Raw genomic sequence first — 14,342 nt, forward strand, 5'->3', positions numbered from 1 at the left:
AGCTATGCCTGTACAGATAAACGAAGTAATCATCCGGACGATAGTTGATACGGCGCCGGTAAGCCAGGGAAGTCAGCCGGCGCCGGCTGCAACTAACAATAGTTCGGAATACGAAGCTATTGAAAAAGTACTCGAAATAATTAAAGAAAAAAACGAACGCTGATGGATACGCAAAGCGCGGCAATGTTGCCCTTTAACCTTAAGATAATATCGACCGATGAGAATGGTATACCCAGTTTAGGCGTGCCCTTTTTGGCCATGTTTAATCCTGAAAACATAGCCATTAATGAAACCATTGACTGGAATGAAAAGAAGCCGGTAGGCCAGGCAGGCACCGACCCAACTTTTATTGGCATACAACCCCGCACCTTTACCATTGACCTGACTCTTGACGGAACCGGGGTAAATACCAACGGTGTAAAAATTCCGGTTACAGCGCAGGTGCTTCTCTTCCGGGCGGCTACAACCACTGTTAATGGCTTAATTCATAAACCTAATTACTTACTGATTCAGTATGGGTTGTTTATTTGCAATTGTTCTTTAAAATCATCAACAGTTACTTATACCATGTTTGATATGTTCGGTTTGCCAATACGGGCAAAAATAAGCGCCACCTTTACCGAACGGACGCCACAGGCATTGGGCGGCATATTAAGCATGCTGTCGTCGCCCGATCTTACGCATACCGTACAGGTAAAGCAGTGGGACCTGCTGCCTTTGCTAACCTACCGGATATATAAAGATCAAAGTTATTATTTGCAGGTGGCAAAGGTTAACAAGCTTAAAAATTTCAGGAAGCTCACGGCAGGCAGTTCCCTTATTTTTCCGCCGATTTCAAACAAATAGAAACCCCAAATTTAATCAGCTAAGTTATGTTAGATAGTTTACCACCGGGTGCTGCACAGGCAACAGATTTGGTTACCCAAAAGGTTCTTATTAACGGAACTGCATTGAGCACCACTGTTTTGCTTTCGCGGATTTTGGTAAATAAAACTTTTAATAAAGTTTCATACGCTAAAATTGTGTTTTTGGATGGATCGGCCTCTGATGCCGATTTCCCGCTTAGCGATGACGATACCTACAAGCCGGGCAATACGGTGGAAATTCAATTAGGCTATCACGGGCAAACCGACACTGTATTTAAGGGGATTATTGTAAAACATGCTATTAAGGCAAAGCAAAACGGTGCCTCGTTGCTTACCATTGAAGCTAAGGATAAAGCGATAACGCTAACTGCAAACCGAAACAGCGCGTACTACATCAATCAAAAAGACAGTGATGTAATAACAACGCTGGCCGGCAGCCTGGATACCGATATTGACGACACCGGCGTAACCCAGCCCCAACTGGTACAGTTTGACGCCACCAACTGGGATTTTATACTAACCCGGGCCGAAGCAAATGGGATGCTGGTACTTGCCGACGATGGCAAGTTAGTTGTTAAAAAACCAACCACCAGCGGTTCGCCGGTATTAACCGCAACTTACGGGCAAAGTATTTTTGAGTTTGAAGCCGAAATGGACGCCCGTCGCCAGTTTTCTTCAGTTTCGAGTATCTCCTGGGACTATACACAGCAACAGCTCGAAAAATCGGGCCCCGGCAGCACATCATTCAGCGACAATGGCAATATCCAGGTTTCTGATCTGGCTACAGTACTGAATGCGCAGGTGCAACTGAACCACCCGGGGCATTTAACACAGCCGCAACTGCAAAACTGGTCCGATTCGTACGAAATGCGGAACCACCTTTCTAAAAATGTTGGCCGAGTACGCATCCAGGGAAATGCAAAGGTAAAACCAGGCACTATGATAACCCTTGCCGGCGTTGGTGACCGTTTTAACGGCAACGTGTTTGTAAGTGGCATTATGCACATTTTTGATGGCTTCTGGTCAACCGATGTTCAGTTTGGCTGGAGCGAAGACTGGTTTTACAAAAAAGAAGATGTGATGAACAAGCCTACCTCCGGATTATTACCCGGTGTTAATGGCTTGCTTATCGGCACCGTGCTGGATGTTAACGACGCCGATCAAAGCCAATACCGCGTAAAGGTACAGGTGCCAACCATTACTTCGGGCAGCGATGGCATTTGGGCCAGGGTGGCCACGCTTGACGCAGGGGCCAATCGCGGAACATATTTTCGTCCGCAGGCTACCGACGAGGTGATCCTGGGTTTTTTAAATGATGATCCGCGCGAGCCTGTTATACTGGGATACCTGCACAGCAGCAGCTCAAAAAAATCGCCCTTACCGGTAGATAGCGGCGCCGAGCAATATGGGTTTGTAAGCAAACAGGGCATAAAGCTCATCTTCGACGACACCAATAGCCGGCTTACACTGTCAGTAACCACGCCAACGGGGCAAAAATCCATCATCCTTAATGATTCTTCGGGCGCTTTTGCAATGACCGATGAAAATCAAAACAGTATTAAAATGGACCCGAGCGGCATCACTATACAGGCAGGCACCGGCAACGTTATTATAAAAGGTACAACCGTAATGATCAATTAAAAATAAACAATATAAATATGCCACCCGCAGCCCGTGTTTCAGATAATCATGTATGTCCGATAGTGACCCCGGCCGGCCCACATACCGGCGGCCCCATACTGCCGCCTGGCGTACCTACGGTATTGATCGGTGGTATGCCCGCAGCTACTGTTGGGAATATGTGCACCTGTGCGGGGCCGCCTGACAGTATCATTATGGGGTCATCCACGGTATTGATAAACAGCATGCCAGCAGCAAGGGTTGGTGATTCAACGGCACATGGCGGCAGCATAGTTTTAGGTTGCTTCACAGTTTTAATAGGGGGTTAATTAAAAAAAACTTAAACAATGGCTATTACAAACCAAACTTTTTTAGGAACAGGGTGGAGCTTTCCGCCAACATTTCGCAGGGAAACGGCAACCGTAGATATGCTGACCAACGAAGCTGACGTGCAAAGCAGCATCCAGATCATTATATCAACTATAAACGGCGAGCGGGTGATGCTGCCCAATTTTGGCTGCAATTTGCAGCCTCATGTTTTCGATGTTATGAATGTACCCACCATCGCCATGATACAAAAAATAGTAAACGATGCACTGGTTTACAACGAGCCAAGGATCATCGTTGAAAGTGTGATAGCAACGCCCGACGAGGTAAATGGCGTATTGAACATCAATGTGCAGTATAGCATTATAACAACCAATACGCGGTATAACTATGTGTATCCATTTTACATTAACGAGGCCACCAATATTGCTACATAACACCTATCTGCCAATAAAATATATTTTTTACACCAGTGGCCCTTAAAGCCTGGACATCAAAATACTCTTAAAAATGGAAAACTGTAATTGCCATAACGAAATAATACTGAAGGGCTCGGGCCAGTTGGAGCGTTATCTCGAAGCCCTCGACCCATCCTTTGTGTCCATTGATGGCAGGAGCTTTGAGGATTTACTATCATTTGCTGCCGCTTATGCCGATCAGATCAGGTTTTATGATATGCCCGGCGATGAGGTAAATGATACCACGCCGGCAGCAAAAGTTAGCTGGACTGAGTTTTTTAAAAGAGACATGGCCGTAATTGCTGCATCGGTTGCATCAGTTAATCTTGATAAAATCAAGACTGATTACGAAAGTATTAGCGAACGGATATTGCTTGACCCTTCGGCTGAGTTATACACCGATTTACTTAACCAGATAGTAGCCATTGCCGCGCAAATTGACCAATGGTATGCAGCTGCAATTCCCCAAAATCCCCTGCACACCGATATTGACCTGGCAGTTAAATCATCGTTGAGTGCACAGCTTAAAAAATTAATTGCTTACGAGGAAGGCTTCATTGTAGTTGATTCAAAAACGGTTTTAAATATTGATTTTTCAAAACTGCAAAATAAAGATGAGTGGGGTTTAAATGCTGCTGTTAACCCCGAGTTTGATATTTACCTGGGCACAACACCCGAAGCCCGGATATTAAATGCGGTGCCTTATGTAGATGATATTTTCCAGGCATTTTTTAGTGTTATCAATAACATTGTTGATGATGCTCCGGGCTACCTTACTTTTGCCATTACGCAATATCCTTCGCACCAGCCTTATATGGCGCTGTATATTGCATTTTTGCAATTATTTGCTCTTGCACAGGAGCAGATGAACGGGCTCACCGGCCGCATGCTTGATTTTTATTACCGCGATGTGTTGCGCCTTGTCCCCAAATCAGCAGTGCCCGATAAAGTATTTGTGATATTTCAATTGGCTCAGAACGTTGCCGAATATGACCTGCCGCAAGGCACATCCTTATCAGCAGGAAAAGATGCATCCGGCGTAGACCAGGTTTACCAGACAGAAGCTGATTTTGTTATTAACCAGGCCAGTGTAAAGGAGCTTAAAAATATATTCATCCAAAAAACGCCTGTCACCGCAGATGAAACCGATAAAACAGTTGCTGCAGTTTATGCCAACCCTGTGGCAAATTCAATGGATGGTGAAGGTGCAAAATTTACCGTTCCAAATTCAAAATGGCCAACCTTCGGGTCGGGAGGCGTTGTACGAACTGCCCCAAAGAATATCTGTGAGTATATCAGCCAGGGGCAAGCCGCGCTAAACCCGCCAAATAATACTGAAATTGGTTTCGCCATCGCATCACCTCAGCTGGTATTACAGGGAGGCACGCGGTTGATAAAATGCAGTATGCCGTTTGAATTTTCCAAATTTCCGGTGAATTCGAACATGTTGAAAAACCTTGATTTACAGGTAGCATTAACCGGCGAAAAGAGTTGGCTAAACATCAGCCGGCAAATGGACAAAGGAGAAGTTGCAGCTATTGAACAAGTGATGGACTCCGGTTTATTTCCCGCTGCCGATCCAACCAAGAACTTCCTTTCAGAAAGCGGCTTTTTCCTTGCCCAGGAAAATGATACCAATGGTAAACCGGTAACCGGCGTATTGTACATTTTTATGCCGATATCGGAACAGGGTATTGTGCCGTTTAATACCAAAACGCACACAGGCAACTACCAAACGGCCTATCCTGTTATGCAGGTTTTAATGGGCTCGGGCCTTGGTTTTCCGGCAAGCTTTTTCCACGGCCTAACGGTCGACAGTCTGTCGATAGCTGTGCAGGTTGGATCCATTAACAGCCCGGAAAATAAAGGGCAGGCTATTAATAACGACGGGTTAAAGAAGGTTAATATCCAAACCGATAGCGGCCTGGTAACGCCTGGTAAACCGTTTGATCCGTTTACTAAAGTACCTTACCAGGGCATGTCGTTTTATATCGAAAGCGATGAAGTGTTTAATAAGCCACTGGGGCAGTTAGCGGTAAACATAATTAAATCAATTCCCGAGGATCCGAATTCCTATAACACATTTCCATATAATGTAAGTGTACTTGCCCGAAATAACTGGAAACGGTTGGTTGACCATTACGGTCAGCAATTCACAACGGACAGCCTTACGTTTAACATATTAAACGTAGCCAACAAAGAAGACGCTGGCCAAATTGTGGAATTTACTCAAGTAATTGACGAAACTGGAAGTACTGCTTATCATTATCCGGTAAGCCTCGACCGTTCACCGATTGAATATTACACCGGTTATGATATAAGTGCATATAAAAATTTTATCAGGATTGATAACCAGGCCACCTTTTATGACGATATTCAATCATTAATACAAAATGCACCAAAATTCCAGATACAAGGGCTTTCGCTGAGTTACCAATCGGTATTAACCGCGCTCGATCCTAAAATTGACCAGTTTTTTCATATTTATCCTTTTGGCACCGTCGAAACTTATATTGCCCCGCAAGGTACCGAAACGGTAAACAAACAATTGATACTGCAACAAAAGCCGTTAATGGTTGATGCAAAAAACATCCTTTTGCCGCAGTTTACCTTCTTAAACCCAACCGCGGTTTACAAAGATGTTGTTTCCGGAAAGAGGACAGCCCTGCATTCAGGACTCATTAAATCTTCTCAATATTCGGGCGACGAAACGCTCGATAGGTTAATATATGACGCCAGTGGTTTAAACAGAATAATTAAAGGCGGTAACAATCAATACTCCGACACTGTACAGGAAGAAGGGCTGTTGTTTATCGGCGTAGAAAAGTTACAGCCGCTGCAAACGCTCTCCTTACTTTTTGAATTTGCACCTGGAAGCGCCCTAAATGAAGATGACGACCCGCCAATCATCAATTGGTCGTACCTGATATATAACGAATGGCGGCCGCTTGAGGCCGAGTGCCTGATATCAGATAGTACCTTTGGCTTCCAGACCACGGGCATCGTTAAGCTGAGTGTACCGGCCGACGCCAACGACAGTCATACGATAGTTACTAATGGCTTGTACTGGTTTTGTGCAAGTGTCACCAACGAGTCAGATCGCATCCCGGAATTGATCGATGTAATTGCCCAGGCTGCCCAAGTTGTTTTTTACGACCAGGGAAACAGCCCTTCGCATTATAATAACGCACTGCCCGCCGGTAGTATCAGTAAATTATCAGTTGCCGTTTCGCAGGTAAAAGGTGTAACACAGCCTTATGCCTCGTTCGATGGTAAACACAAAGAGGAAGGAAAGGCATATTATACCCGCGTAAGCGAAAGGCTAAGGCACAAAAGGCGTGCAGTTACCCCATGGGATTATGAGCGCCTGGTGTTGGAGCAGTTTCCGGAAGTGTTTAAGGTGAAATGTATCACTAACGTCGACCCCGGATGCCTGTGCCCTGATCCTCCATCTTTAATGGAAAGGTATAATGCTGACCTGCTGACAAAACCCAAATGCTGCGGACCGGTTAAATCATCCGGCAATGTTTTAATTGTGCCTGTTCCCAATCTTAAGAACAATAACGCCGAAAATCCGCTGCAGCCTAAAACAAGCCGGTTAACCCTCATCGAGATAGTAAACTATTTAACCCCCTTAACGTCGCCTTTTGTAACGGTGCATGCCAAAAACCCGGTTTATGAGCAAGTGATCGTGTTTTTTAGGGTGAAATTTTTAAGCGGGATAGATAAGGGTTATCATCTGCAAAAACTGAACGAAGAAATTGTTCAATACCTTACACCCTGGGCATTTAATGCCGAAATTGAGGCCGATTTTGGCAAAAAAATATATGCCTCGTCTATAATCAACTTTATACAGCAACGCAGCTACGTTGATTTTATCACCGACTTTTTAATGGGCGTTTGCCGCGACGAATGCTGCGTACCCGACACGCCGGATACGACCACGGTTACCGCAGAAAACTTTGTGACTGCCTTAAACCAGGTATCGGGTTGTAACGATATCGAAGCGTTTTTGAAAAACCAGGGTTATTTTATCGGTGATGTAATTGCAGAGCCGTCAACCCAGAGATCGCTGCTGGTATCTGCGCCAAAACATATTATCCTGCTTTATGAAGATCCGAAGGAATTAACCGTTTGCGAAAAGCTGCAAAAAGCTGTACCGCTGCCAATTTACTTTCCAAATCCGGTTGTTGTTGAAACCCCAGCCGAACAAGCGCCCACACCACCATCGGCACCAGCGCCATTTGCGGCACCTGAAGAGGTAGCGGCGGCCCCTGCAACTGAAGAGGTAAAACCGGCAGCAGCCGCTTTGGAGGATAAGCGTAACGCAAATGAAATAAAAGAGCTTGCTCCGCAGGAAGCCGCTGTTGCAGTAGAAAAGCACAATGTGGTAGAAGAAACCATTGAAAATTTTGATAAGGTCTTGGGTGCCCAAACCAAAAATATTGCCGAAAAGGGCAAGGCGGCGGTTAAGAAAGCAGAAGATTTTATAAAAAACGTGGTTAAAGGCAAATCTTCGGGCCCGGCGCAAATTGATCCGGCGTCAGACACTAAAGCGTTGCCTCCGGCAGATGATAAATCTTCAAATAGTAACAAATCATAATAATAACCAATCGATCCGTAATTATCTATATAAAATCTATTCCTATGCTTACTCCAGTTTCATTAATAAAGGCAAATCCGCTTCTTCCGGCCGAAGATTACCAGGCATTGCGTTCACAGGGGATTAAACTGATTGAACAATTGGGCAGTGATATATGGACAAACTATAACTATTCGGACCCGGGTATCACCATTTTGGAAGCTGTATGCTATGCTATAACCGACCTATCGTACCGGACAGACTTTGATATTAAAGACCTGCTGGCCCCAGAGCAATTGACCAACAATACCTGGAAAGAGATTTTTTATACTGCCAAACATATTTTGCACAACAGTGCGCTTACAATTAATGATTATCGTAAGCTGATCATTGATATTGAAGGTGTGCGTAATGCATGGCTTACCATAAGCAAAGATTACGAGGTGCCCATTTGGATTGATTATAACAGTTTTGAAAAAAGGGTGAATTATGATTGCGACTGTGAAGACAAAGAAGAGGAGGTTTGCTACGGAAAACTGGGCCTTAGCCAGGTAACCGTTCCTGCCGCAAAAACCGCACGCGAGGCAAAATTAACACAGCTGGAAGCTGTAATGACTAAACTACAGGCAAATTTGGATAAAAAAACCGCCGCGCTGAATGCCTTGCCCCCTCCGCCGGATACCGACTATATAGCTTTAGATAAATTAACAGCCGAAATAGCCCGCTTAACCGACGAAAAAAACATACTGCTGGAGGAAATAGCTGATGCGAAAAATACGACGTTCGTACGTCCTGAAATTTTGGAAATGGAAGGTTTGTACAATGTAATGGTTGAGTATGAGGAGGATGTTATTGATGCAGGCAAACGCGAAGAGGTACGGCAATTGGTTATTGACAAACTGGCTGCAAACCGCAATTTATGCGAAGATTTTTTAAGCATCGACGCGGTTGAATACGAGGATTTTGGGATAGGCGCATCAATAGTGCTGGAAGAAAATGCAGATCCTGACCTGGTTTTGGCGCAGATGTTTTTTACCATTTATAAATATTTTACACCGTCGGTGCCGTTTCACACTATACAGCAGATGCTGGATAAAAATTACGAAGTGGATGAAATATTTGAAGGGCCTGCTTTGGAACACGGATTTATTGATTCGGCAGATTTGGAGAAAACAGACTTGTTCCGCAATATTATGTTATCCGAATTAATATCCGATATCGCCAATATTCCGGGCATTAAGGGCATTACTTACCTGCACATGCCATTTACCGGGGCTGCCGATACCGATACATCGGGCAATCTATATTTTGATGCCTGGGTTGATAACCTGCAAAGCGAACGTAAAATTGCACGTATTCAACCTGCCAAATCCCAGGTACTGTTTTGCAAAGAGCGCCAGTTTATTACCTATAATACAGGTAGCAACAGCGACCGTAAACCCGATAAGATGCTTCGGCTTTTTACCAATATGAAAGCCGTAGAACGTAAATATAAGCTGATTGGCGCCGAACTGGATTTTGCTGTACCTAACGGCGAATACATGAACCTGGAAGACTATTACCCGGTTACTTACTCGTTGCCGGTTACTTATGGTGTTAGCGAGCGTGGCGGCCTCCCGGCCAATGCTGATGATGGTCGCACGGCACAGGCGCTGCAACTTGGCGGCTACCTGCTTTTTTTTGAACAGGTATTAAAAGATTACCTGGTGCAATTAAACCACCTGCGCGAGTTGTTCAGGTTTGATGACGAACCACGGCACACTTATTTTACTACCGCGCTTACCGAAATTGAGAATTTAAACCAGTTGTTGATTGATAAAAACAACCACGGACCGCAAAACTTCGACTTGATAGTAAAGGATTTTGAAAAAGTAATTAAAGGCCTAACCGAAAACCACGATTTATTCCGCAACCGCCGCAACGGTTTCCTTGATCATATGCTGGCCCGTTTTAGCGAAGACCTGACCGACTATGAGGCCCTGATGAAATGGATGGATCCAAAAAATGCAGATGCAAGGTTAATTGGCGATAAAACCCGCATACTAAAACAAGGAGAGTATGAACGAATCAGCAGTGATAGGGCCCAGGCATATAACTATGCACTGCCCAATACCTGGGATTCGGGCAACGTATCAGGCGCCGAGCGCCGCATAGGGCGGCTTTTGGGTTTCGAAAATGTAAAACGCCGCTCGCTTGTTCCCTCATTCCTGATGAGTGAAGCGCTGATGGTGCAGGACGATCCTTCCTCTCCGCCTAAACAAAAACAAACAAAAACGGGAGTGCCCTTAAATGTTATTAAAATAGTCGATCCGCTGGAAAATGAAATCGTAATTTTTACAAGTGTTGAAGTAATGCAGGGCTGCTGTACCGACTTGCTGATGGAAGATATTTTGGAGCATGCCGATGATCGTGCCTACTTTAAATTCAGCGACGAGGTAAAATCACGCAGCCGCAGATCTGCCGGGTTGGTAGGTAAATTCTGGTTCGAGCTGTATGACAGTACCGACCCTGCAACAGCAGTACTGCTGGGCACCAGCGAAACCTTTTCGAAAAAGAGCGACCGCGACGAAGCCTTTACCAAACTGGAGAAGTTAATGAAGCACATTAACGCCAACGAAGGGATGCATATGATTGAGCATATTTTGCTGCGTCCTAAACTTGATGAGGTAGTTGACGAAACCGGGAGCGACGAGCCCGTTAGCCTTTTAGATATTTGCCTCAATAGCTGCGATTTAAACGCAAGCGATGATGAGCAAATTACCGAGCCGCCTTACATCAAAAAAATAACCCGGGTCCCTGCCGCAAAATGTTACGATAGTATGCCATGGGTATTGCAATATATAAGGTCGGCTGCCGAAGACAATGTTACACAACCGGGTGATGACCTCCCTGCCAGGTCCATACTTTACCAAAAAGTTTACCTGGATGGCACCAATCCAATGCTGCTGAAATTCAGGAAATATGAAGACATGGTTCAGCGCATCAACGATCTGAATGAATTTGGTTCAGAGCGGATAAATTACCAGATAGTTGCCGATAACGAAAACCCGGCCAAATATGGGTTTATCATCAATGGTGCAAACGGGGTAGTTTTGGCGCAAAGCCTTTATCTGTTCAACAAAAGCACCGATACCCCCGATACCTTTGATATTGAAAAAGAGATTGCAGTATTGATGGAGTATTTTGGCTATCGGCTTTACCTGTATTGCAATTCCTATCCGTGCGATGCCTCAACAGATCCGTATTCATTCCACACTACCGTTGTTTTGCCCTGCTGGCCAAAGCGCCTCCGCAATCCATCGTTCAGGAACCTGGTCGAAAAAACCATCATATCCGAATCGCCCGCCCATGTTATTACACGCGTAATGTGGATTGGTATTGAAGAAATGCAGCGTTTTGAAAAAGCCTACGCCGCCTGGCTGGTTGAAATGGCGCAAACCGAAGTACCGGAATACGATGTGGTAAACCCGCTGGTTGATGTACTTAATTCATTGGTGCCCTGCGGCGTTTGTGCCGACGAGTGTACGCACGAGAGTGGAGGTAATCCGCCTAATTTAAATGCTGATAAATGACACATGTGGTAAACAGGCTGCAATTTGAGGTAGTATGTTCTGATGAAGAGCTATCGTTAAACCTGCGTCAAAATTTTGCGCAGACCGTTCAGCAGGAGATCGTGCAGATTATTGACGAAGTATGTTCTGAAAGTGTGGGAGAGGATGAATCAATAAAAATTGACAGGATAGAACTGGACATGGGTTCTTTCAGCCGGCATACATTTGGAACCGATTTCAGAACCGTGTTTCGCCAGAAGCTCCGGGCCGAATTGGCCAAACAGCTGGCAGCCATACCTCCGCAAAGCAGGCAGATTTCGCGATTACTATCGGATACCGAAATGCTTTTGTATTTCCTATCCAACGGCTCCCTGCCCTGGTTTGCAGACGAAGGCGCCATCAACCTCGACGAAATATTCAGCAACGTGGCCCTTAATCACGCCGAAGTGCTGAAAAGCTTTTTTGCACATGTAAAATCAAACGAAAATATCTGGAAAAGGCTGGCCTGGCAATTTAATGCATCGTCAAAAGAAGTAATTATAAGTTTATCAGCCGAACTTAAAAATGCGCAGGAAGTGCTTTTAAACTGGGTAACACAAATTGTAAATAAGCTAACTGCTCCCGGCAGCCCCATAGTTGAATTTGTAGGCACAGATATACAAAAAGAATTTAGCGATATAAATGCTGCCATCGTCAAAAATGCACCGGCTATATTTCCCTACAGCGGTAGTATTAATGTTTTGCAGCAGGTATTTCAATCGCACATAGACGAAGTTTTTAAGACGAACCAGGCCCTTGCAGAAAAAGCCACAGTCGAACTGTCGGTTATTACCGGTATTAGCCAGGCCGAAGCCGGAATTTCGGGCGATACCAAACAACCTGTGCAAAACGATCCTGCAATACAATCCCCTTCAACCGGGGCGGGGGTGGATGATGTACTAAAATATTCAGTTAAATACGCCGGTATTGTATTGCTTGCTCCTTTTTTAAAGCCATTTTTTACCCAACTGAACTTGCTCGACGGCAAGGAATGGAAGAACACGGAATCGGCATTCAGGGCGGTACACCTGTTGAAGTACCTGGCTGCCGGGCAAATGAAAGTGCCGGAATACGCTCTTGTGTTCGAAAAAATACTATGCGGTTTGCCGGCAGATATCCCCGTACCCCTGGATATAATTTTAACTGATGAGGAGACAGCCGAATCGGAATCACTTTTAAAAGCGGTAATAACGCACTGGAATGTGCTCAAAAATACCAGTACTGATGGCTTGCGCGAAAGTTTTATAAAACGCGACGGATTGCTGACCCGAAAGGAAAATGGCTGGCTTTTACAGGTAGAAAGAAAAACGCTTGATGTACTGCTGGACAGTATACCCTGGGGCTTTTCGACCATAAGTTTAGGATGGACCCGCGATTTGATTTTTGTTGAATGGTAATATAAAGATATGGGGAAGACAAAGAAAAACACTGAGCAAACACCTGCTGGAGCCGAACAGGCAAAGCCCGAAGTAAGCATGCTTAACCGTAACGCCGATACGCTTACGCGCGAAATTACCTGGTTTGCCAATGTGGTTAACAAAAGGCTCCAGGATTTTTTTCCGCGCGACAGAGCGGGCGAGGGTTCGCAAGAACCCATTGCCGGTTCAAGCTATATTTTAACCGATGCTCCGGTTCCTGATCTTACTAACGATCACTCCGTTTATGCCGATTTTGTAAACTACTATAAATTAAATACCGACGAAAGGCTGTTGCTGATACTGGCACTTATTCCGTATGTGCAACCCAATTTTCTGGATCCCTTTTTTTCGGTGAACAAAGCGCTCGGGCGTGGATATACCGAATTTGGTGGCGTAAAAGGCAGCCGCCACAGCGGCTTTATCCCTACAATTGAAACAGCCATGTTTTTATTGGCCGGGAATGACCTGGCCTACCGTTTTAAATTGAGCCGTTTGTTTGAGACAGATCACGTTTTGCTGGCCCACAATATATTGCAACTGGATCAGGGCAGCAACTCCGAACCTTTTTACAGTAGCACCGTAACCGTTACCGACGAGTACGTTGATTTTTTCACCTCGGGCAACTTACGTAAACCCCAGTTTAGCCCCGATTTTCCCGCAAAAAGATTAACAACAGGAATGGAATGGGCCGACCTGGTGGTTGACGAGTACACCATGCAGCAGCTGGACGAGATCCGCATCTGGCTGCAATATGGACCAATCCTGCAAACCGAATGGGGAATGAACAAAAAGTTGAAACCAGGTTACAAGGCATTGTTTCATGGCTCGCCCGGCACAGGCAAAACGCTAACGGCAATGCTTTTAGGTAAACTATTTGGTTTGGATGTGTACCGGATTGATCTATCAATGGTGGTATCAAAATACATTGGTGAAACCGAGAAGAACCTGGAGAAGGTTTTCAAAAAAGCCGAAAATAAAAACTGGATCTTGTTTTTTGACGAGGCAGATTCGCTGTTTAGCAAAAGAACCTCGATATCCGACTCGAATGACAAATATGCCAACCAGGAAGTAGCCTACCTTTTACAGCGGCTGGAAGACTATCCGGGCCTGGTAATATTGGCCAGCAATATGCGCAACAACGTAGATGAAGCTTTTACGCGCCGTTTAAATTCGATCATACATTTTCAGAAGCCGCAAAGCCGGGAAAGGCACATGATCTGGAAAAACGCCTTCAGTAAAGTATGCACACCGCCTGATGAAAACCACTTGGAACAAATAGCACGGCAGCATGAGCTGTCGGGCGGCGCCATCATGAATGTTGTTCATTACTCATCATTGATGGCTTTAAACAGGGGTGATAAAATAATTGCTGTTGATGACATTTTGCAGGGAATAAAAAAGGAATTCAAAAAAGAGGGAAAAACTATTTGATGCAATGTAGAAGTTGAATTTTCAATAGGATGGATACCCCTGATTTTTAA

General features: G+C 44.9%; 9 protein-coding genes. All 9 read left to right on the top strand.

What is annotated here, in order from left to right; translation table 11 throughout:
* Positions 1-4 precede the first annotated feature (4 nt).
* The 9 genes from AC1RM2_RS23365 (at position 5) to AC1RM2_RS23405 (ending at position 14,292) form a co-directional block, all read left to right on the top strand.
* Positions 5-163, top strand: coding sequence for a DUF5908 family protein (locus AC1RM2_RS23365; RefSeq protein ID WP_492987547.1), 159 nt, complete (start codon positions 5-7; stop codon positions 161-163).
* Positions 163-846 (top strand): CIS tube protein, encoded by a 684-nt coding sequence (locus AC1RM2_RS23370; RefSeq protein WP_477357347.1) that lies wholly within the window; start codon positions 163-165, stop codon positions 844-846. Before AC1RM2_RS23365 ends, AC1RM2_RS23370 begins: the two co-directional genes overlap by 1 nt.
* Positions 847-872: 26 nt before the next feature.
* On the top strand, positions 873-2,507 hold the full coding sequence (vgrG, locus tag AC1RM2_RS23375; protein ID WP_492987548.1) for a type VI secretion system tip protein VgrG: 1,635 nt from the start codon (positions 873-875) through the stop codon (positions 2,505-2,507).
* 134 nt (positions 2,508-2,641) lie between these two features.
* The gene (locus AC1RM2_RS23380) at positions 2,642-2,815 is read left to right on the top strand and encodes a PAAR domain-containing protein (protein WP_492988270.1); all 174 of its coding nucleotides are present in this window, start codon (positions 2,642-2,644) and stop codon (positions 2,813-2,815) included.
* 18 nt (positions 2,816-2,833) lie between these two features.
* Entirely contained in the window at positions 2,834-3,250 is a 417-nt protein-coding gene (locus AC1RM2_RS23385) for a GPW/gp25 family protein (RefSeq protein ID WP_492987549.1), read from the top strand.
* A 73-nt stretch (positions 3,251-3,323) separates the two neighbouring features.
* Positions 3,324-7,874, top strand: coding sequence for a baseplate J/gp47 family protein (locus AC1RM2_RS23390; protein ID WP_492987550.1), 4,551 nt, complete (start codon positions 3,324-3,326; stop codon positions 7,872-7,874).
* A 44-nt stretch (positions 7,875-7,918) separates the two neighbouring features.
* Positions 7,919-11,425, top strand: a complete 3,507-nt coding sequence (locus AC1RM2_RS23395; RefSeq protein ID WP_492987551.1) for a baseplate wedge protein — start codon at positions 7,919-7,921, stop codon at positions 11,423-11,425.
* A complete protein-coding gene (locus tag AC1RM2_RS23400; protein ID WP_492987552.1) occupies positions 11,422-12,840 on the top strand; it encodes a contractile injection system tape measure protein in 1,419 nt (472 codons plus the stop codon). The genes AC1RM2_RS23395 and AC1RM2_RS23400 overlap by 4 nt, the downstream gene beginning before the upstream one ends.
* A 9-nt stretch (positions 12,841-12,849) precedes the next feature.
* Complete coding sequence (locus AC1RM2_RS23405) at positions 12,850-14,292, top strand: ATP-binding protein (RefSeq protein WP_492987553.1); 1,443 nt, start codon at positions 12,850-12,852, stop codon at positions 14,290-14,292.
* The last annotated feature ends 50 nt before the right edge of the window (positions 14,293-14,342 follow it).

The sequence above is a fragment of the Mucilaginibacter sp. GW822-FHT03E02 genome (assembly GCF_058801545.1).

What these genes read in the sequence shown, in the direction of transcription:
- AC1RM2_RS23365 (WP_492987547.1), top strand. Translation starts at nt 5, where the DNA reads ATGCCTGTACAGATAAACGAAGTAATCATCCGGACGATAGTTGATACG.
- AC1RM2_RS23370 (WP_477357347.1), top strand. Translation starts at nt 163, where the DNA reads ATGGATACGCAAAGCGCGGCAATGTTGCCCTTTAACCTTAAGATAATA.
- vgrG (WP_492987548.1), top strand. Translation starts at nt 873, where the DNA reads ATGTTAGATAGTTTACCACCGGGTGCTGCACAGGCAACAGATTTGGTT.
- AC1RM2_RS23380 (WP_492988270.1), top strand. Translation starts at nt 2,642, where the DNA reads ATGCCCGCAGCTACTGTTGGGAATATGTGCACCTGTGCGGGGCCGCCT.
- AC1RM2_RS23385 (WP_492987549.1), top strand. Translation starts at nt 2,834, where the DNA reads ATGGCTATTACAAACCAAACTTTTTTAGGAACAGGGTGGAGCTTTCCG.
- AC1RM2_RS23390 (WP_492987550.1), top strand. Translation starts at nt 3,324, where the DNA reads ATGGAAAACTGTAATTGCCATAACGAAATAATACTGAAGGGCTCGGGC.
- AC1RM2_RS23395 (WP_492987551.1), top strand. Translation starts at nt 7,919, where the DNA reads ATGCTTACTCCAGTTTCATTAATAAAGGCAAATCCGCTTCTTCCGGCC.
- AC1RM2_RS23400 (WP_492987552.1), top strand. Translation starts at nt 11,422, where the DNA reads ATGACACATGTGGTAAACAGGCTGCAATTTGAGGTAGTATGTTCTGAT.
- AC1RM2_RS23405 (WP_492987553.1), top strand. Translation starts at nt 12,850, where the DNA reads ATGGGGAAGACAAAGAAAAACACTGAGCAAACACCTGCTGGAGCCGAA.